Annotated in this window: 15 protein-coding genes and 2 tRNA genes; 13 read left to right on the top strand and 4 right to left on the bottom strand. The window is 70.8% G+C overall.

Annotation, left to right across the window (positions count from 1 at the left end):
- Genes yidD through rpmH form a run of 3 tightly spaced genes read right to left on the bottom strand, consistent with a single transcriptional unit; the run spans position 1 to position 902 of the window.
- Positions 1 to 375, bottom strand: coding sequence for a membrane protein insertion efficiency factor YidD (gene yidD, locus GBN72_RS22145; protein WP_151773612.1), 375 nt, complete (start codon positions 373 to 375; stop codon positions 1 to 3).
- A complete protein-coding gene (gene rnpA, locus GBN72_RS22140; RefSeq protein WP_151773611.1) occupies positions 372 to 743 on the bottom strand; it encodes a ribonuclease P protein component in 372 nt (123 codons plus the stop codon). Before rnpA ends, yidD begins: the two co-directional genes overlap by 4 nt.
- Before the next feature lie 21 nt (positions 744 to 764).
- Positions 765 to 902 (bottom strand): 50S ribosomal protein L34, encoded by a 138-nt coding sequence (rpmH, locus tag GBN72_RS22135; protein ID WP_009716483.1) that lies wholly within the window; start codon positions 900 to 902, stop codon positions 765 to 767.
- A 519-nt stretch (positions 903 to 1,421) separates the two neighbouring features.
- Here rpmH and dnaA point away from each other — a divergent pair.
- The 12 genes from dnaA (at position 1,422) to GBN72_RS34860 (ending at position 18,910) form a co-directional block, all read left to right on the top strand.
- Positions 1,422 to 3,590, top strand: a complete 2,169-nt coding sequence (gene dnaA / locus GBN72_RS22130; RefSeq protein ID WP_151773610.1) for a chromosomal replication initiator protein DnaA — start codon at positions 1,422 to 1,424, stop codon at positions 3,588 to 3,590.
- Positions 3,591 to 4,726: 1,136 nt separating this feature from the next.
- Complete coding sequence (gene dnaN / locus GBN72_RS22120; RefSeq protein WP_151773792.1) at positions 4,727 to 5,857, top strand: DNA polymerase III subunit beta; 1,131 nt, start codon at positions 4,727 to 4,729, stop codon at positions 5,855 to 5,857.
- A gap of 240 nt (positions 5,858 to 6,097) precedes the next feature.
- On the top strand, positions 6,098 to 6,973 hold the full coding sequence (gnd, locus tag GBN72_RS22115) for a phosphogluconate dehydrogenase (NAD(+)-dependent, decarboxylating) (protein ID WP_151773609.1): 876 nt from the start codon (positions 6,098 to 6,100) through the stop codon (positions 6,971 to 6,973).
- A gap of 86 nt (positions 6,974 to 7,059) precedes the next feature.
- The gene (gene recF / locus GBN72_RS22110; RefSeq protein ID WP_151773608.1) at positions 7,060 to 8,181 is read left to right on the top strand and encodes a DNA replication/repair protein RecF; all 1,122 of its coding nucleotides are present in this window, start codon (positions 7,060 to 7,062) and stop codon (positions 8,179 to 8,181) included.
- Positions 8,182 to 8,294: 113 nt separating this feature from the next.
- Positions 8,295 to 8,783, top strand: a complete 489-nt coding sequence (locus tag GBN72_RS22105) for a DciA family protein (protein ID WP_246212758.1) — start codon at positions 8,295 to 8,297, stop codon at positions 8,781 to 8,783.
- Positions 8,784 to 9,592: 809 nt separating this feature from the next.
- On the top strand, positions 9,593 to 11,653 hold the full coding sequence (gyrB, locus tag GBN72_RS22100) for a DNA topoisomerase (ATP-hydrolyzing) subunit B (RefSeq protein WP_151773606.1): 2,061 nt from the start codon (positions 9,593 to 9,595) through the stop codon (positions 11,651 to 11,653).
- 101 nt (positions 11,654 to 11,754) lie between these two features.
- On the top strand, positions 11,755 to 14,430 hold the full coding sequence (gene gyrA / locus GBN72_RS22095; protein ID WP_151773605.1) for a DNA gyrase subunit A: 2,676 nt from the start codon (positions 11,755 to 11,757) through the stop codon (positions 14,428 to 14,430).
- 20 nt (positions 14,431 to 14,450) lie between these two features.
- Positions 14,451 to 15,185, top strand: coding sequence for a DUF3566 domain-containing protein (locus tag GBN72_RS22090; RefSeq protein ID WP_151773604.1), 735 nt, complete (start codon positions 14,451 to 14,453; stop codon positions 15,183 to 15,185).
- A gap of 191 nt (positions 15,186 to 15,376) precedes the next feature.
- Positions 15,377 to 15,450 (top strand) — tRNA-Ile (locus GBN72_RS22085).
- 155 nt (positions 15,451 to 15,605) lie between these two features.
- A complete protein-coding gene (locus GBN72_RS36075) occupies positions 15,606 to 15,713 on the top strand; it encodes a putative leader peptide (RefSeq protein WP_369695899.1) in 108 nt (35 codons plus the stop codon).
- A gap of 272 nt (positions 15,714 to 15,985) precedes the next feature.
- Entirely contained in the window at positions 15,986 to 16,747 is a 762-nt protein-coding gene (locus GBN72_RS22080) for a LamG domain-containing protein (protein ID WP_151773603.1), read from the top strand.
- 2,034 nt (positions 16,748 to 18,781) lie between these two features.
- Entirely contained in the window at positions 18,782 to 18,910 is a 129-nt protein-coding gene (locus tag GBN72_RS34860; protein WP_007824483.1) for a DLW-39 family protein, read from the top strand.
- Between the two features lie 125 nt (positions 18,911 to 19,035).
- Here the strand turns inward: GBN72_RS34860 and GBN72_RS22065 are convergent, their stop codons facing one another.
- Complete coding sequence (locus GBN72_RS22065) at positions 19,036 to 19,590, bottom strand: helix-turn-helix domain-containing protein (protein WP_151773601.1); 555 nt, start codon at positions 19,588 to 19,590, stop codon at positions 19,036 to 19,038.
- A 199-nt stretch (positions 19,591 to 19,789) separates the two neighbouring features.
- Here GBN72_RS22065 and GBN72_RS22060 point away from each other — a divergent pair.
- A tRNA-Ala gene (locus tag GBN72_RS22060) sits at positions 19,790 to 19,862 on the top strand.
- Positions 19,863 to 20,379 lie beyond the last annotated feature (517 nt).

Below are 20,379 nucleotides of genomic sequence, written 5' to 3'. Positions count from 1 at the left end.
TCATGCTCCTTGGGCATGGGACGGGGTCTCTGCGGCCGGGCTCGAGGGGGGTTCGGGCCGGCTGCCCGTCTCTCCTCGGTCCTCGGTGGCGGAATCGGCGGAGGGCCCGCCCTTGCGTGCGCGCCAGGAGGCGCGCAGCATCTCGTGCCACCGCGGGCGTTTCCGCGGGGGCACATGGTCCACGCCGCCGAGCGACCACGGGTTGCAGCGCAGGATGCGCCACGCGGTGAGCGCAGATCCCTTGATCGCACCGTGCCGGTCGATGGCCTGGTAGCCGTAATGGGAGCACGACGGGTAGTACTTGCAGACCGGCCCGAGCAGCGGACTGATCGTCCACTGGTACAGCTTGATCAGAGCCAGCAGCGGGTACTTCATCGCGCGCCCCCTCCCAGCAGCCGCTGGAGAGCGGCGTCCAGGTCTCGGGCCAGTTCTTCGTTGGCCGCGTCACCCGCGGGGGGCAACGCTCGTACGACTACCAGGCTACCGGGGGGCAGCTGAGCGACCCGCTCGCGCATCAGATGGCGAAGTCTGCGCTTCACCTTGTTGCGCACCACCGCTCCGCCCACGGCTTTGCTCACGACGAAACCCGCACGCGTCGGGGGAGCGCTCTCCCCCTGCGCGTGCGGGTCCGTGGCACCGCTACGAAGATGAACGACGAGAAGCGGCCGGCCTGACCGGCGCCCCCGTCGTACAGCGGTCGCGAAGTCCTCGCGCCGCCTCAGCCGGTTGTCGGTGGGCAGCACGATGTCATGACCTGACCGGGATCAGGCGGACAGACGGCCGCGACCCTTGCTGCGGCGGGACGCGAGGATCGCGCGGCCGGCACGGGTACGCATACGCAGCCGGAAGCCGTGGGTCTTCGCGCGACGACGGTTGTTCGGCTGGAAGGTGCGCTTGCTCACTCGGGGGCTCCAGAAATGAATCGGTGGGTGGCGGGTGTCGTCTGGCTGTCACCGTGCGCCCACGAGTAGCTCGCTTACGCCCGAGTGCACCGCTTCTCGACCACTGGTACGTGATCTTTGCCCATCGGAGGCAGGCGGCAGCAGCCATCGACAACTCGACCTGGTCACGGTACGCGCGGCTGCGCCATCCGGTCAAACCCGACGGTCGTGCAACCCCGGCAGTCTACCTCGCACCCGCCGTCCACCTGCTGCTCACAAGGGTGCGCGGGGCTTCCCGGGGCACCCGGGAGAGGCTTCGCACACCCCTCGATTTCCGGGCCGACGTGGGGCGGCGGCACACTGTCCACAGGCTGGGGACAACAACTTGATGCGCAGCCGTTGCCCTGACTACCGTGGGTGGACTCCCGATTCGTTCGGTTCCCCCCGGCCCCGACTGATTCGTTACCTGCCGTCCGCCGGACGGCCGACCGATCGTCCCGCGCACCACGCAGACGTGGGACCTGTGAGAGAGCGTGCACTGTGGCTGACGTACCCGCCGATCTTGCCGCAGTGTGGCCCCGGGTGCTTGACGGGCTCCTGGGTGAGGGCCGCGAGCAGGGGGTCGAGCCCAAGGACGAGCGGTGGCTGCGCACCTGCCAGCCGTTGGCTCTGGTCGCCGACACCGCTCTGCTCGCCGTCCCGAACGAGTACGCGAAGACCGTGCTGGAGAACAGGCTCGCCCCGGTGGTCAGCGACATGCTGAGCCGCGAGTGCGGGCGTCCGATCCGGATCGCGATCACCGTCGACACCTCCATGGGTGAGCCGCCGGCCCCTTCCCCGTCTCCGGCGGGCGGTGGTCAGGAGGAGCCCGAGGGTCCGACGGCCACGCCACTGCGGGAGTCCGCGCCCGACGCGCGGCAGGAGCAGCTGCCCACCGCACGCCCGGCCTACCCGGACCACCAGCGCCAGGCACCCGGCGCCTGGCCGCGCGCGGGCCAGCACGACTTCGGCTGGCAGCAGCAGCCGCTGGGCTTCCCGGACCGCGACCCGTACGCCTCCCCGTCCTCCGCCCAGGAGTACGGCGGCGGCCAGGACTACGGCGCCCCGGACTACGGCACGCAGGGCTACGGCGGCCAGAACTACGGCCGGCCCCGCCCGCCGTACGGCCGTCCCGGCGAGTACGACCGCCAGGACCTCCCCCGCTCCGAGTACGACCGGCGGGGCGGTGAGCGGCGCGACTACGACCGCGGCGAGTACGACCGGGGTGAGTACGACCGCGGCGCCGCCGACCGCGCCGGCGCCGAGCGCTCGGAGTACGACCGGCCCGACCGCGGCGACCGCGGCGACCGCGGCGACCGTAAGGATTACGAGCGGCCGGAGTACGACCGCTCCGACTACGAGCGCCCGACCGACTACGACCGTGAGGGCCGCGACGCCCGCGACGCCCGCGACGCTCGCGACGTCCGCGACGCACGGCAGCAGGAACGCCCGGACCGGACGGAGTACGAGCGTCCCCAGCGTGTGGACGGCGGGTACGAACGACCCGACTTCGAGCGGGGTTACGACGGCTACCCGCCCAAGCCCGCCTCGCCCTCGTCGCTCTCCTCGGGCCCCTCCCCGTCGCCCTCCTCGCTGGTGGGTTCCGGTGGTTCGGGGACGCCGGGCGTCGGCGAGCCCGCAGCCAGGCTGAATCCCAAGTACTTGTTCGAGACGTTCGTCATCGGCGCCTCGAACCGCTTCGCGCACGCCGCCGCGGTGGCGGTCGCCGAGGCGCCCGCCAAGGCGTACAACCCTCTCTTCATCTACGGGGAGTCGGGGCTGGGCAAGACCCATCTGCTCCACGCCATCGGGCATTACGCGCGTAGCCTCTACCCCGGTACCCGGGTGCGGTACGTGAGCTCGGAGGAGTTCACCAACGAGTTCATCAACTCGATCCGCGACGGCAAGGGCGACAGCTTCCGCAAGCGGTACCGGGAGATGGACATCCTGCTGGTCGACGACATCCAGTTCCTGGCGGACAAGGAGTCGACGCAGGAGGAGTTCTTCCACACCTTCAACACCCTGCACAACGCCAACAAGCAGATCGTCCTCTCCAGCGACCGGCCGCCCAAACAGCTGGTGACGCTCGAGGACCGGCTGCGAAACCGCTTCGAGTGGGGTCTGATCACCGACGTCCAGCCTCCCGAGCTGGAGACCCGGATCGCGATCCTCCGTAAGAAGGCGGTGCAGGAGCAGCTGAACGCTCCGCCGGAGGTACTGGAGTTCATCGCCTCCCGGATCTCGCGGAACATCCGCGAGCTCGAGGGTGCGCTGATCCGGGTGACGGCCTTCGCCTCCCTGAACCGCCAGCCGGTTGACCTGGGCCTGACCGAGATCGTGCTGAAGGACCTGATCCCCGGCGGCGAGGACTCGGCACCCGAGATCACCGCGTCGGCCATCATGGCGGCCACCGCGGACTACTTCGGCCTGACCGTCGAGGACCTGTGCGGGACCTCCCGCGGGCGGGCGCTGGTGACGGCACGGCAGATCGCCATGTACCTGTGCCGTGAGCTCACCGACCTGTCGCTGCCGAAGATCGGCGCGCAGTTCGGCGGCCGCGACCACACCACGGTGATGCACGCCGACCGGAAGATCCGTGCGCTGATGGCCGAGCGGCGCTCCATCTACAACCAGGTCACCGAGCTGACCAACCGCATCAAGAACGGCTGACCCGGCCTGTCCTCAGGCCGGGTCCGTGGGGCTTCCCGGCAGCCCGGCCAGGTGGCTGGCCGCGGCGACCCCCTGGCCCCTCGCCCCTGGCCCCTTCTGCGCCCCGGCCACCGCCTGGCGGCGCACCGACCCGTAGCCCGTCGCCTGCCGTCGCCCGTCGCCCCGTCGCCTGCCGTCGGACGCCTGCCCGCCCCGCCGTCGGCCCGGACTGGGCCGACCCGGCCTGGCCCGGCAAAGCCCTTCCACGCCCTCTCACACCCCCTGAGCGCCCCGGAGTTCGTCTCCGGGGCGCTTTTCATGACCTGTGACGGCCCGCCGGCCCCGGTCGGGGGCACCCTCGGGACGGGAACACCCGACCATGTCGTTCGACCTGGCCCGGGGTTACGGTCTTCCTCCACAGATTGGGCCACTTTCTCGGATCCACAGCCTGGGGAGACCCAGGTTGTCCAGAATGTGTCCACAGGTAACGCCGGTGATCGCTCATCAGAACTGGTCAGCGCCATGTGGATTCGTGGACGAAGAGTTTCCACAACCTGTGGACAGCCCAGTGGTCCACAACCGCCTCGCGGAGTTGTCCACCGGTCACCCACAGGAACAGGCGGCTTGTCCCCAGTGAACCGCCGGTTCTCCACACCGCTGTCCACTGTTCGACAACGTCGAGGCCCCGGTCACTGCTCGGAGTGAAAGGCGTCACACGAGGTTGCTGGAGGGGGGTGTGGGAAACCGGGGAAAAGTTGGGGACGCAGCTGGGGAGAAGTCGGCCCTCCCTGTGCACGGGCTGTGCAGAACTTTCCCCCGTCCACAGATACCCCCGGTTGTCCACCGGGTCCACCCACAGGCCCAGTGGATAAAAAACCGACTCTGACCTGCGAAAACGGGGTTATCCACGGTATCCACAGCCCCTACTACTACTCCCAACCTGAGAGAGCCGGGAATTCGTTTCGAAGCGGGTCCTGTGCACAACTGGGCTCGAGCGGTCCGGGCGGGCTCCTGCTCGACTTGACCCGAGCGGCAACAGCTGTCAGCGGGATGCGTCAGACTGGTCCCCGGTGGTCCTCCCCTCCCAGGGAGCCAGCTACACCACCGACGAAGGCCAGCAGGGCGAGGGACGCCGGCAACAGCAGGAGGCGGCAACGGTGAAGATCCGGGTGGAACGCGACGTACTCGCGGAGGCGGTGGCCTGGGCTGCGCGCAGCCTGCCCGCCCGTCCGCCGGCCCCGGTCCTCGCGGGCCTGCTGCTGAAGGCCGAGGACGGGCAGCTGAGCCTCTCCAGCTTCGACTACGAGGTCTCGGCCCGCGTCTCGGTGGAGGCCGAGGTGGAGGAGGAGGGCACGGTGCTCGTCTCCGGCCGCCTCCTCGCCGACATCTGCCGCGCCCTCCCCAACCGCCCGGTGGAGATCTCCACCGACGGCGTGCGGGCGACGGTGGTCTGCGGCTCGTCCCGGTTCACCCTCCACACCCTCCCTGTGGAGGAGTACCCGGCCCTCCCGCAGATGCCGAACGCCACCGGCACGGTCCCCGGCGAGGTCTTCGCCGCGGCCGCCGCGCAGGTCGCCATCGCCGCGGGCCGTGACGACACCCTGCCGGTGCTGACCGGTGTGCGCATCGAGATCGAGGGCGACACGGTCACCCTGGCCTCCACCGACCGCTACCGCTTCGCGGTCCGCGAGTTCCTGTGGAAGCCGGAGAACCCGGACACCTCCGCCGTCGCCCTGGTGCCCGCCAAGACGCTGCTGGACACCGCCAAGGCGCTGACCGGCGGTGACAATGTCATCCTGGCGCTCTCCGGCTCCGGCAAGGGCGAGGGCCTGATCGGCTTCGAGGGCGCCGGCCGCCGCACCACCACGCGGCTGCTGGAGGGCGACCTCCCGAAGTACCGGACACTCTTCCCGACCGAGTTCAACAGCGTGGCCACCATCGAGACCGCCCCGTTCGTCGAGGCCGTCAAGCGCGTGGCCCTGGTCGCCGAGCGGAACACCCCGGTCCGGCTCACCTTCGAACAGGGTGTGCTGATCCTGGAGGCCGGCTCCAGCGACGACGCACAGGCTGTGGAAAAGGTCGACGCCAACCTGGACGGCGACGACATCTCGATCGCCTTCAACCCGACGTTCCTGCTGGACGGCCTGAGCGCCATCGACTCCCCGGTCGCCCAGCTGTCCTTCACCACGTCGACCAAGCCGGCGCTGCTCAGCGGCAAGCCGGCGGTGGACGCGGAGGCCGACGAGGCCTACAAGTACCTGATCATGCCGGTCCGCCTCAGCGGCTGACCTGCGGTCTCTCCGCGGTGCATGGGGGCTGCCCCGCGCACCGCGGAGCCGTTTTCCGGCCGGATCCGGAACCTTCGGGCCCGGCCGGGGCGGGCGGCGCCGTACGCGGCACCGCCCGGCACCGGTCGAAGCACTAGGTCAAGGGGCCGCCCATCGGGTGGCGGTGCGGAGCCGGGTTTACGCTCGGACGTGGGTGCCGGAACGCGCCCACACCCCACTCGCAACCAAAGGGAACAACTGATGGAGCTCGGTCTCGTCGGCCTCGGCAAGATGGGCGGCAACATGCGCGAGCGCATTCGCCGCGCCGGCCACACCGTCGTGGGATACGACCGCAACCCGGACGTCGCGGACGTCCACAGCCTGCGTGAGCTTGTGGACAGCCTGCCGGCTCCGCGTGTGGTGTGGGTGATGGTCCCGGCGGGTGCCGCGACCCAGTCCACCATCGACGAACTGGGTGAGCTCCTCGAGCCCGGTGACGTGGTGGTCGACGGTGGCAACTCCCGCTGGACGGACGACGAGAAGCACGCCGCGGAGCTGGCCGAGAAGGGCATCGGCTTCGTGGACTGCGGCGTCTCCGGCGGTGTCCACGGCCTCGCCAACGGCTACGCCCTGATGTACGGCGGCGAGGCCGAGCACGTGGCCAAGGTGCAGCCGGTACTGGACGCCCTGAAGCCCGAGGGCGACTTCGGCGCCGTGCACGCCGGCAAGGTCGGCGCGGGCCACTTCGCGAAGATGGTCCACAACGGCATCGAGTACGCCATGATGCAGGCCTACGCCGAGGGCTGGGAGCTGCTGGAGGCGGTCGACTCGGTGACCGACGTCCGGGAGATCTTCCGCTCCTGGCGTGAGGGCACCGTCATCCGCTCCTGGCTCCTCGACCTCGCCGTCAACGCCCTCGACGAGGACGAGCACCTGGAGAAGCTCCGCGGCTTCGCCCAGGACTCCGGCGAGGGCCGCTGGACGGTCGAGGCCGCCATCGACAACTCGGTCCCGCTGCCCGCCATCACCGCCTCCCTCTTCGCCCGGTTCGCCTCCCGCCAGGAGGACTCCCCGCAGATGAAGATGATCGCCGCCCTGCGCAACCAGTTCGGCGGCCACGCGGTCACGCAGAAGTAGTCCGCAGCACCACGGGGTCCTGCCCGTAGCAGGGCAGGACCCCCGCACCGCCTAGCAGTCCACGCCGGGGAGGTCGGCGCCCGTCCATGCATGTCACGCATCTCTCGCTGGCCGACTTCCGCTCGTACGCCCGGGCCGAGGTCCCTCTCGGCCCGGGCGTCACGGCGTTCGTGGGACCCAACGGGCAGGGCAAGACCAATCTGGTCGAGGCCGTCGGCTACCTGGCGACCCTGGGCAGTCACCGGGTCTCCTCGGACGCGCCCCTGGTGCGGATGGGCGCCGAGCGGGCGATCGTGCGGGCCCAGGTCCGGCAGGGGGACCGGCAGCAGCTGATCGAGCTGGAGCTCAACCCGGGCCGCGCCAACCGGGCCCGGATCAACCGTTCCTCGCAGGTCAGGCCCCGTGACGTGCTGGGCATACTGCGCACGGTGCTGTTCGCGCCGGAGGACCTCGCGCTGGTCAAGGGCGACCCCGGCGAGCGGCGGCGGTTCCTGGACGAACTGGTCACCGCGCGCTCCCCGCGCATGGCGGGCGTCCGGTCCGACTACGAGCGGGTGCTCAAGCAGCGCAACACCCTGCTGAAGTCCGCCGCGCTGGCCCGCCGCCATGGCGGACGGAACATGGACATGTCCACGCTGGACATCTGGGACCAGCACCTGGCCCAGGTGGGGGCCGAGCTGCTGGCGCAGCGGCTCGACCTGATCGCCGTCCTGCAGCCGCTGTCCGACAAGGCGTACGAGCAGCTGGCCCCCGGCGGCGGGCCGGTCGCGCTGGAGTACAAGGCGTCCGCGCCCGGCGAGGGGCACACCCGCGAGGAGCTGTACCAGCAGTTGCTGGAGGCGCTGGCCGGGGTGCGCAAGCAGGAGATCGAACGGGGCGTGACGCTGGCCGGGCCGCACCGGGACGACCTGGTGCTGCGGCTGGGGCGGCTGCCGGCCAAGGGGTACGCGTCGCACGGCGAGTCCTGGTCGTACGCGCTGGCCCTGCGGCTCGCCTCCTACGAACTGCTGCGGGCCGAGGGCAACGAGCCGGTGCTGATCCTGGACGACGTCTTCGCCGAGCTGGACGCGCGACGGCGGGACCGGCTGGCGGAGCTGGTCGCGCCGGCCGAGCAGGTGATGGTGACGGCGGCGGTGGACGAGGACGTGCCGGCGGCGTTGACCGGGGCGCGGTTCCGGGTCGCCGAGGGGACGGTGGAGCGGGCGTGACGACGGGTTCGGGAAGCGGGGGTTCCGCGGCGGCGGGCGGGGCCGGCGCCGGTTCCGGTGCCGGAGGCGCTCCTGCCGCGGGTTCTGGTGGCGGCAAGGGCCAGCCGTCCGGGGTGGACCTCGCCCGTGTCGCCCTGCGGGCGGCCCGGGAGCAGGCGCGGGCGCGGGGCGAGGCGACGCGGCAGGGCAAGGGCGCGGGAGCCGGGCGGCGCGGTGCGCGGTCCGGGTCGCGGGGCGACGGGCGGGATCCGATGGCGCTCGGCGCGGCGATCAACCGGCTCGTGACGGAGCGGGGCTGGGAGCGACCGGCGGCGGTCGGCGGGGTCATGGGGCGGTGGCCGCAGATCGTGGGCGACGACGTGGCCAACCACTGTTCGCCGGAGCGGTACGACGAGGACGAGCGGGTGCTGGTCGTGCGGTGCGACTCCTCCGCGTGGGCGGCGAACCTGCGGTTGCTGGCGCCGCAGCTGGTGGCGCGGCTGAACGGCGATCTGGGGCACGGGGCGGTGCGGGTGATCAAGGTGCTGGGGCCGGCGGGGGCGGTGCGACCGCGGTACGGCCCGTTGCGGGCGTCCGGTTCCCGCGGCTCCCACGACTGGTGACGCCGCGCTCCCACGGGGCAGTGCCTTCGCGAGGCTGACGTTCGCGTTCCCTGCGCGCCGCCCGGGGGGTGCGGGCGCCGGGGCGGGACCGGGGGACCGGCGGGGCGCCCGGCCGCCCGGGGCGCCGCCCGGCCGGTCGCTGCCGGAACCTTGCCGCCGTGCCTTCCCGGGTGCCGGAACGCCTCCCATCCGCGCGCGGCCGCCCCCACACCGCGGTGCGGCGCAGGAACAGCTCCGGTAGCAGCACTCTCTCGTTCCCCCGACCCGCCCCCTTCCCAGCAGGCGCTGAGCCTGCGTGTACGAGCCGTCACGTGCGCACGCACCGCCTGCGCCCACCCGTGCCGCCCCCAGCGGCACGATTGCCCGCAGGCGGAACGAGGCTCCGGCTTGGCCGCCCCGCAGACGGAACGGCGGCATTCGACCGGCCCGGCAGACGGAGCGGCGGCCCTCGCCTCCGCCCGCAGGAATGCCCCGTACCGCCGCGGAAATCAGGGATAGGGCGGGTGTTCGAAGAGGGCGCCGCTGAAGGTGACCTTCCGGTAGCCATGGGTTGACAAGGCGAAGGGCTGAGTGCCGCTGTGAGGCTCTTTGAGCCCCATCCCGTATATGGGGAGTCGGTGCGGTCCGGTTCAGGGCGGCACATGCGAACTGAGGTGCCCGCAACGGCCCATCACTGTCGGCGCTAGCGGTAGACTGGAGCGCAATCCCGCCCCACTTGTGGGACACACACCGAGCAACGCTGATCCAGGCCTAAAAACCGCAACATGCCGCAGCCGCTCCGGTCGGGTCATCGGCCGCGAGGACGGCTTGTGCTGTGCCAGAAAGGGCGCTTCGTGGCCGATTCCGGCAACCCCAACGAGAACATTCCGTCCACCACCGCCGCCGCCGAGGGCAACCCGCCCTCGTACGACGCGAGCGCCATCTCCGTGCTCGAAGGGCTGGACGCGGTCCGCAAGCGGCCCGGCATGTACATCGGCTCGACCGGTGAGCGTGGTCTGCACCACATGGTGCAGGAGGTCGTGGACAACTCCGTCGACGAGGCGCTGGCCGGCCACGCGGACACCATCGACGTCACGATCCTCGCCGACGGCGGCGTCCGGGTCGTCGACAACGGCCGCGGCATCCCCGTCGGCATCGTCCCGGGCCAGGGGAAGCCGGCCGTCGAGGTCGTGCTCACCGTCCTGCACGCGGGCGGCAAGTTCGGAGGCGGCGGCTACGCCGTCTCCGGCGGTCTGCACGGCGTCGGTGTCTCGGTCGTGAACGCCCTGTCCACCCGGGTCTCCGTCGAGGTCAAGACCGACGGTTTCGTGTGGACGCAGGACTACAAGGCGGGCGTGCCGACGGCCCCGCTGGCGCAGGGCGACGCCACCGACGTGACGGGCACCTCGGTCACCTTCTGGGCCGACCCGGACATCTTCGAGACCACGGAGTACTCGTTCGAGACCCTCTCCCGGCGGTTCCAGGAGATGGCGTTCCTGAACAAGGGCATCTCCATCAGCCTGACCGACGAGCGGGAGGCCGCGAAGGCCACCGCCGGCGCGGACGAGGCGGGCGCGGACGACAAGCCCGAGGTCAAGACGGTCACGTACAAGTACGACGGCGGCATCGTCGACTTCGTCAAGTACCTCAACTCCCGCAAGGGCGAGATGGTCCACCCGACCGTCATCGACATCGAGGCGGAGGACAAGGAGCGCCAGCTCTCCGTCGAGGTCGCGATGCAGTGGAACGGCGGGTACAGCGAGGGCGTCTACTCCTTCGCCAACGTCATCCACACCCACGAGGGCGGTACCCACGAGGAGGGCTTCCGCGCCGCGCTGACCACGCTGATCAACAAGTACGCGCGCGACAAGAAGCTGCTCCGCGAGAAGGATGACAACCTCACCGGCGACGACATCCGCGAGGGCCTGACCGCGATCATCTCGGTCAAGCTCGGCGAGCCGCAGTTCGAGGGCCAGACCAAGACCAAGCTGGGCAACACCGAGGTCAAGACCTTCGTCCAGCGCGTCGTCCACGAGCACCTCACCGACTGGCTGGACCGCAACCCCAACGAGGCCGCGGACATCATCCGCAAGGGCATCCAGGCCGCCACGGCCCGCGTCGCCGCCCGCAAGGCGCGTGACCTGACCCGGCGCAAGGGCCTGCTGGAGTCCGCCTCGCTGCCGGGCAAGCTGGCCGACTGCCAGTCCAACGACCCGTCCAAGTGCGAGATCTTCATCGTCGAGGGCGACTCCGCCGGCGGCTCCGCCAAGTCCGGCCGGAACCCGCAGTACCAGGCGATCCTCCCGATCCGCGGCAAGATCCTCAACGTCGAGAAGGCGCGGATCGACAAGATCCTGCAGAACCAGGAGATCCAGGCGCTGATCTCCGCCTTCGGCACCGGCGTGCACGAGGACTTCGACATCTCCAAGCTCCGCTATCACAAGATCATCCTCATGGCGGACGCCGACGTCGACGGCCAGCACATCAACACCCTGCTGCTGACCTTCCTGTTCCGCTTCATGCGGCCGCTGGTGGAGGCCGGGCACGTCTTCCTCTCCCGTCCGCCGCTCTACAAGATCAAGTGGGGCCGGGACGACTTCGAGTACGCCTACTCCGACCGGGAGCGCGACGCCCTGATCGAGCTCGGCCGCAGCAACGGCAAGCGGATCAGGGACGACTCGGTGCAGCGCTTCAAGGGTCTCGGCGAGATGAACGCCGAGGAGCTGCGGATCACCACCATGGACCAGGAGCACCGGGTCCTCGGCCAGGTCACCCTCGACGACGCCGCCCAGGCCGACGACCTGTTCTCGGTCCTGATGGGCGAGGACGTCGAGGCCCGCCGCGCCTTCATCCAGCGCAACGCCAAGGACGTCCGCTTCCTCGACATCTGAGTCGGTCACCGCTGAGCAGTCGAACAGCTGACCGGCCGCACGGCCGAGCAGCTGAGTAGCTGGGCAATCGCTGACCGCACCAGGAAGGATCTTCACCCGCAATGGCCGACGAGAACACTCCCGTCACTCCCGATCCCGCCGGGGACAACGCACCCGAGACCGTCGCCGTCGACCCCACCGAGGGGGGCGACGTCGCGATGCGCATCGAGCCGGTCGGGCTCGAGACGGAGATGCAGCGCTCGTACCTCGACTACGCGATGTCCGTCATCGTCTCGCGCGCGCTGCCGGACGTCCGGGACGGCCTCAAGCCCGTGCACCGCCGCGTCCTGTACGCCATGTACGACGGCGGCTACCGGCCCGAGAAGGGCTTCTACAAGTGCGCCCGCGTCGTCGGCGACGTGATGGGCAACTACCACCCGCACGGCGACTCCTCCATCTACGACGCCCTGGTCCGCCTGGCCCAGCCGTGGTCGATGCGGATGCCGCTGGTCGACTCCAACGGCAACTTCGGCTCCCCGGGCAACGACCCGGCCGCGGCCATGCGGTACACCGAGTGCAAGATGGCGCCGCTGTCGATGGAGATGGTCCGCGACATCGACGAGGAGACCGTCGACTTCACGGACAACTACGACGGCCGCTCCCAGGAGCCGACCGTCCTGCCGTCCCGCTTCCCGAACCTGCTGATCAACGGCTCGGCCGGCATCGCGGTCGGCATGGCGACCAACATCCCGCCGCACAACCTCCGCGAGGTCGCGGCCGGCGCGCAGTGGTACCTGGAGAACCCGGAGGCCTCCCAGGAGGACCTCCTGGACGCGCTGATCGAGCGCATCAAGGGCCCCGACTTCCCGACCGGCGCCCTGGTGGTGGGCCGCAAGGGCATCGAGGAGGCCTACCGGACCGGCCGCGGCTCGATCACCATGCGCGCGGTGGTCGAGGTCGAGGAGATCCAGAACCGCCAGTGCCTGGTCGTCACCGAGCTGCCCTACCAGGTCAACCCGGACAACCTGGCCCAGCGGATCGCCGACCTGGTCAAGGACGGCAAGATCGGCGGCATCGCCGACGTCCGCGACGAGACCTCCTCGCGCACCGGCCAGCGCCTGGTCATCGTGCTCAAGCGGGACGCGGTCGCCAAGGTCGTCCTCAACAACCTGTACAAGCACACCGACCTCCAGACCAACTTCGGCGCCAACATGCTGGCCCTGGTCGACGGCGTGCCCCGCACCCTCTCGCTGGACGCGTTCATCCGCCACTGGGTGACGCACCAGATCGAGGTCATCGTCCGGCGGACCCGCTTCCGGCTGCGCAAGGCCGAGGAGCGCGCCCACATCCTGCGCGGCCTGCTGAAGGCCCTGGACGCCATCGACGAGGTCATCGCGCTGATCCGCCGCAGCGACACGGTGGACGTGGCCCGCGGGGGCCTGATGGAGCTGCTGGAGATCGACGAGATCCAGGCCAACGCGATCCTGGAGATGCAGCTCCGCCGGCTCGCCGCCCTGGAGCGCCAGAAGATCATCCAGGAGCACGACGAGCTCCAGGCGAAGATCAACGAGTACAACGAGATCCTCGCCTCCCCGGTCCGCCAGCGCGGCATCGTCAGCGAGGAACTCGCCGCGATCGTCGAGAAGTTCGGCGACGACCGCAAGAGCGCGCTGGTGCCCTACGACGGTGACATGTCCATCGAGGACCTGATCGCCGAGGAGGACATCGTCGTCACGGTCACCCGCGGCGGCTACATCAAGCGCACCAAGACCGTCGACTACCGCGCGCAGAAGCGCGGCGGCAAGGGCGTGCGCGGCACGAAGCTCAAGGAAGACGACATCGTCGACCACTTCTTCGTGTCCACCACCCACCACTGGCTGCTGTTCTTCACCACCAAGGGCCGGGTCTACCGGGTCAAGGGGTACGAACTGCCGGACGCCGGCCGGGACGCCCGCGGTCAGCACGTCGCGAACCTGCTGGCCTTCCAGCCGGACGAGCAGATCGCCGGCATCCGCGCGATCCGCGACTACGAGGTCGCCCCGTACCTGGTGCTCGCCACCAAGAGCGGCCTGGTGAAGAAGACCTCGCTGAAGGACTACGACTCGCCGCGCTCCGGCGGCGTCATCGCCATCAACCTCCGGCAGATGGACGACGGCAGCGACGACGAGCTGATCGGCGCCGAGCTGGTCTCCCCCGACGACGACCTGCTCCTCATCAGCAGGAAGGCCCAGTCCCTGCGGTTCACCGCGACGGACGATTCGCTGCGCCCGATGGGCCGCGCGACCTCGGGTGTGAAGGGCATGAGCTTCCGCGAGGGCGACGAACTGCTCTCGATGAATGTCGTGCGACCGGGTACGTTCGTGTTCACGGCGACGGACGGTGGATACGCCAAGCGCACCGCCGTCGACGAATACCGGGTGCAGGGACGTGGCGGTCTCGGCATCAAGGCTGCCAAGATCGTCGAGGACCGCGGGTCGCTCGTCGGCGCGCTGGTGGTGGAGGAGAGCGACGAGATCCTCGCCATCACGCAGGCCGGCGGTGTGATCCGCACCCGGGTGAGCGAGGTCAGGGAAACCGGCCGTGACACCATGGGCGTCCAGCTGATCAACCTGGGCAAGCGCGACGCGGTGGTCGGCATCGCACGGAACGCCGAGGCGGGACGCGAGGCGGAGGAGGTCGACGGCGACATCGTCGTCGACGAGGCCGCCGAGGGAACCGTCGAGGGCGCGCCCGGCGTGACGACCGCGGAGGCCGGGACGACCGGCGCGGACGAGGGCGAGGAGCCCTCGGCCGAGTAGGCACGAGGAGTGAGACGAGCGTGAACGGAGCCACGGGCGCCGGACCGACCGGTGGGGAGACCGACGGCGGCGGCCGTGGCTCCTTCACGCGTGAGCAGGCCCCGCCGCAGCAGGCGGCGGGCGACCATTCGATCCATGGATCCCAGGGGGGAACCGTGACCCAGCCCACCCAGCCCTACGAGCAGCCCGGCCAGGCCCAGGCCCAGGCGCAGGGACGTCACGACGTGACGCCGCTGCCGACGTCGCCGCTGCCCGGGGAGTGGCAGGGGCACCAGGGTGCCGCGGGGCCGTACCACCCGCCGCAGGCCTACGAGGCGGGCGCCTCGGGCGGCGCCCCCGCCGTCGCGGTGCGGCGGCCGCGGACCGGGGCCAAGCCGGTGCCGCGCACCCGCAAGGCGCGGCTGCGGGTCGCCAAGGCGGATCCGTGGTCGGTGATGAAGGTCGGCTTCCTGCTCTCCATCGCGCTGGGCATCTGCACGGTGGTGGCCTCGGCCGTGCTGTGGCTGGTCATGGACGCGATGGGCGTCTTCTCCACGGTCGGCAGAACCATCGCGGAGGCCACCGGCTCGGAGGGGTCCAACGGCTTCGACCTCCAGGCCTTCCTGTCGCTCCCGAACGTGCTGATGTTCAGCGGCGTGATCGCGGTGGTGAACGTGGTGCTGGTGACGGCGCTGGCGACGCTGGGCGCCTTCATCTACAACCTCTCCGCCGGCTTCGTCGGCGGCGTGGAGCTGACGCTCGCCGAGGACGAGTAGCGCCTCCGGGCGCCTCGGGCCGCCTCGGGCCGCCTCGGGCCGCTTCCGGTTGCCTCCGGTTGCTCCCGGACGCCTCCGTGGGCCTCCGGGAGGGCGGCGCGGCGGGCCTGCGAGAACCGATTTTGGGAGTTCGCATGTCGTGCGCTAATCTTCAGGAGTCAGCGCGCGGGACACACACCGCAAAGCGCGGCGGGGCTATAGCTCAGTTGGTTAGAGCGCATCCCTGATAAGGATGAGGCCACAGGTTCAAATCCTGTTAGCCCCACAGAAGCAGTACACGCCGAGAGGGCGCCTCCCTGAGTGGGAGGCGCCCTCTCGGCGTTTTGGGCTGTCGCGGCGAACTGCGGGTGGATGGACGGGCTTGTGGGCCACGTCTATAGTTCGGCGTCAGTGGCCGACGGGTGACCTGGATCACCGTCGATGTCACGTTCCGCTGGAGAGGGAGAGGGGGTCGGCGTGGCTGTGACGGCGCTTGTCGTGCGGCGGCATGTCGATCTTCTGCGTACCGCCAGCTGTCTGTGTCGTTGAGGCACTGCCGGTCGTGCGCGCGGTGGTAGGTCACCGTCGCCGCCGGGTTTCCGCATCGGTGAGCTGACAGACGCCGACGTCGCGGTCGGGCTTCTGGTGGGCCCTGGTGGGCTTCAGGGGGCCCCGGGGAGCCTCGGGGGCTCTGGCCGCCTGACTGTCCGGATGCCGTGGTCATGGACATGTATTCGAGCGTTGCCGCCTTTGGCGGTAGCGCGGTCATCGGTGCGGCGATTTTCATGCGATTACCTTCTTTCACTTGATTTGGGGCGAATGTGAAGCTTCGTGCTGTGCTGGCGTCGGTGGCGCTGACAGGGGTGCTGGTGTCTCCGGCCTCGGCTGTGTCCGGCGACGGCAAGGGTGATGCGTCGCGGGGCTCGGGGCCGGTGCTCCGGTACGGGTTCGAGGGCGTGGGCGCGAACGTCGTGAAGGACCTTTCCGGCAACGGGCTGGACGGGAGGATCGTCAACGGCCGTGGTGCCCACATGCAGGCGCCCGGCCTGCCGCGGCAGGGTGGTTCCCTCGAGCTGCGTGGCGCCCGGCACCAGTACGTCGATGTGCCGTCGAGTCCGGCGCTCGACGCCGACCGCTGGACGCTGTCGGCGTGGGTCCGCTACACGGGCGTCGAGAACGACAAGACCGGGGGCAGGTGGGAGGTCCTGGAGAAGGCCGACGCGTACTGGATGAACATCCGGACCAACGGCCGGGTGCGGGTCGGTGGGTTCTTCGGCGGTTGCGAAGGGCCTGACGTCTGGCAGTACCTCGACAGTGCCCAGCCCGTCGAGCGCGACGCCTGGACGCATCTGGTCGGCTCCTACGACGGGTCGACCCTGTCGGTGTACGTCGACGGTGTCCTGTCGGCCTCGCGGCCGATATCGGGACGGACCTGCGTCAGTGGTGAGCCGTTGGCCGTCGGAGCCAAGAACAATCCGGCGGAGGGCCTTCTGGAGGCCTTCTGGGACGGGCGGCTCGACGATGTCCGGGTCTACGACCGGGCGCTCGGGGCGGGAGAGATAACGCGCCTCGCCCGGCGCTGAGTCTCGGTCGGCTCACGCAACACAGACCCTCGGTCCTTCCGGACCGGGGGTCTTCTTCTGGCGGTCTGTCGTACCGCCGCGTCCGCGTGGCCTGGGACGGCCTGCCGGACGCATGGGGAAACGCCGCCGGCCCGCCGGGTGAGGGCGGGCTCGAGAGGGCGTGACGCGGGTGCGTGGACCGGGGACGTTCCGCATGCGCGGGTCCGGTCGGTGGAGAGGGGTGTGTGGAGGAGCGGGGTGTGCGGAGGGACGGGGTGTGCGGAGGGACGGGGTGTGCGGTGGCCCTGGGGGTGGGCGGGGCTGAGGGACTCCGCGTCGCGGAAATGGGTGCGCGGGCGCGGGGTGACGGGAGCGGTACGGAAGCAGGGGTGACGTCGGTGCCGGGGCGCGGTATCCGGCCTGGCGGCGAGGTGCTCGTGCTGAAACCGGGCGGGGGTGGGGGTGGGCCAGTGCTGTGCGGTGCGTGTGCGGGGTCGTGGGGGGTGCGGCGGCTTCGGGCGGTACGAGTGGGTGGGGCGGCGCGAGCGGGGTGGGCCGGGGCGGTGGATCGGTGGGGTGCGGCGAGGTCGCTGGGTGGGCGGTCGCGGGGAGGTGAGGGGCTGGGGGCGGTGCGGTGAGCCGGTGCGGCCGGCTGGGGGTGTGCCGTCGCCTGGTGGACCTGGTGGACCTGGTGGACCTGGTGGACTCGGCGGATGGGACCGGTGGGCCTCGCGGCTGGGGGGTGGGGGGCCGGTTGGCGGGTGGTGGAGTCGGTGCGGGGCCTGCGCGGGGCGGGTTGGGGGGCTGTGTCACGGGAACCGCGGCCGTGCTGCCTGGCACGGATGAGCCGGGCGTGGGGAGGGATCCGGCTGGCTGCGCGGCGGTCGGTGTGGAACGGGGTCGTGGCGGGGTCGTTCATCCGAGGGGAGGGGGCCCGGGCGGGGGTGGGTGTGGTGGACGCGGTCACCAGGCTTTCGACTCCGGCTTCGACTTCGGTTTCGATCTCGGCTTCGGCTCCGGTTTCTACTTCTGCTGCGGCAGAGGTGGCGGCGGCGGTGGTGGGGACTGCGCCGGGGGCTGGGTCCCGGGCCGTGCCGCGGGCGCCGGGAAGTGGTCGTGTGCGGAGGTGCGGGGAGGCGGTGGTGCGAAGGGCCGTCGGTTGGTTGGAGTGGGCGGAGGTGCCGGGGTGTGCATGCCCGCCGGGGAGGGGGGAGGCGCCGGGGTGGGTGGGGGCGGAGCCGGCGGGGGCGGTGCGAGGGGCCGTGGACGTGGGGCAGGCCGGGGCGGAGGGGGCGCCGCGGTGTATGGCCGGCTCCTGCTCGGCGGGGTCGGCCAGGCGGTCGGCGCCGTCGCGGCGGGAGGCCGTGTCGGAGGCGGAGGAGGGGGCCGTGGGGAGCGCGGCGGGGACCAGGAGGCCGACGCCGGCGGTGGAGCGGGAGCGGGAGTGCGGCGAGCCGCCGTGCGCCTCGGCGAGGATCCGCTGCTTCGTCGTGGGCGGCAGGGCCCGGTCCACCGGTCCCGCGCCGCTCCGTGCGACCTGCCGGGGTACCGCGGCCGCCGCCGCCGTGCGGGACGCCGGGGCGGCGTCCGTCCGGCCGCCGCTGCCGCCACGGCGTCCGCCGTTGCGCGCCGGCTCGCTCTGCGGTACCGGTGCCGCGGCCGTCGTGGAGACGAGCCCCAGCGCCGTGAACAGCGCGAGGAACGCGGAGACGAGCACCTGCCACATCTTCCTGACCTGGGTTCCAGCCATGGATGACCTCACATTCAGGTTGGGCGATTTGCGTACTTTCCTCATGATGTGTATGAGCGTCGCAATCCGTGGGACCCTCGCCCGTGGCGCGTCGATGGTCTGATGAACACCACCCGGACGGACGCACGGCCCGAAAGTTGCCCGAATCCCCGCCCCCGCCTCCGCCGCCGGTTCCGGTGCCCTGGTGATCAGGGCCGTCCACAGGGGAGTTGGGTGCCCGACCCTTGGTCACCGTTCGATATCGGTCGGTGTGTATAGTCGGGCGTCCAGAGGTCTTCTACGTCAAGGAAAGACGAGGTCGCGCGGTGAAGAAGCTTCTCCTGGTCGCCCTGGCCGCCATCGGCGGTCTCCTCGTGTACCGCCAGATCCAGGCGGACCGCGCCGAGCAGGATCTGTGGACCGAGGCCACCGACTCGGTGCCCAGCGGTTCCTGAGCCGGCGGTTGCCGAAACCACGCGAAAACCCCGGTCGCCCGCAGGCGGCCGGGGTTTCGTGTGTTCCGGGCACGGTCAGAGCCGGCCGGGGCCGGCCGGGGCCGGCCCCGGAACAGCTCCGCACCTCAGTTCTGGTGCACCTGGTAGTGGGCCACCGCGTCCGCGGTGCGGCCGGCGCCGTACACCCGGAGGAACTCGGCGAGTTCGGGGTGGCTCTCCCCGATCCGCTCGGCGGCCTCGATGATGTCGCCGGCCGCGGCCAGCGAGCGCAGGAGACTCTGTATCTCCCGCACCACCCTCTTCACCGTCGGGGCGCCCACCGTGCTCGCCGCGGTCTGCTGCGAGGCGGCGCTCAGCATGGAGCCGCCCTGGGACTTCTTGATCTCCTCCATGCGCTCGGCCGCCTCGGCCGCGCTGACGCTGCCGTCGGCGACCTGGGCCGCCAGGTCCTGCAGCAGCCGCACCCGCTGCACCACGGCCGGGTTGCCGATCTTCGCCCGCTGCCCGCTCATCAGCTGGGACAGCATGGGCGCGGACAGGCCGAGTACACCCGCAAGCCGCGCCTGGTTGAGCCCCAGGTCATCGATCAGTCGCCGGAAGAGCTCCCCCAGAGGCTCCCCGTACCAGTTCCGCTGCAGCTCGCGCGCCCGTGCGGTGGCTTCCTGCTGTGCGGCGTCCATGCGTCTCCCCATCGCTTCCCCATGTACAGGGTTCGCTCGAGCGAACCACGTACCGAATCTTACGGAGGGGGAGCGGCGGCCGGGACCCTGCGGCCGACCCGGTTGACCAATCCTTTTGCGGGATGGTGGGGGTGACCGGGTAGTCTGGTCGTCGGCTCGCACCGGTGGTTCACGCCATCGGGGCGGACGCCACCTTTGAGGGGCCTTAGCTCAGTTGGTAGAGCGCTGTCTTTGCATGGCAGATGTCAGGGGTTCGACTCCCCTAGGCTCCACTTCACGCGACACGCTTCCCAGGTGTCCCGTCCCCTGTGGCCCCTGTGCCTCCTGTGCCTCCTGTGCCTCCTGTGCCCAGGGGTGTCGAAGCCCTCCCTCGCGGAGGGCTTCCCGCGTTCCCGGCACGTGTGCGGACGTACCGGCCCCGTGTGCGCAAGCGGGGGTGAGGCGTCCGACGGGGTGTCAGCCGTGCCTCTGCCCGCCCGCATGCGCCCCCCGTGCTTCACCTGAAACGTCCGTCGGCGCCTGATTCGTCCTGTTTGACGTGGGCATGCGCGTGAAATCGGGGTAAAACCATACTGAACACAGCCCCTGTGCAGTACGGTGCCGTTCCGTGCGGAGGTTCATGGGGATGGGTCCGCACGCACACACGGTGACCCTCGACCGGGGTCACTCGGCCTGGGGGGCGTGTGGATGGTGGGCGATGCTCGGACATCCGTGGGGGTACGTGAGGCCGGCAGGTCCCGTACTCGTCGGACTCTCCGTGGAGAGACGATTCGACAGCGGGTCATCGGC

Source organism: Streptomyces abyssomicinicus, assembly GCF_008974245.1.
Lineage (GTDB): Bacteria > Actinomycetota > Actinomycetes > Streptomycetales > Streptomycetaceae > Streptomyces > Streptomyces abyssomicinicus.
This window is presented reverse-complemented; position numbering and strand designations above follow the sequence as displayed.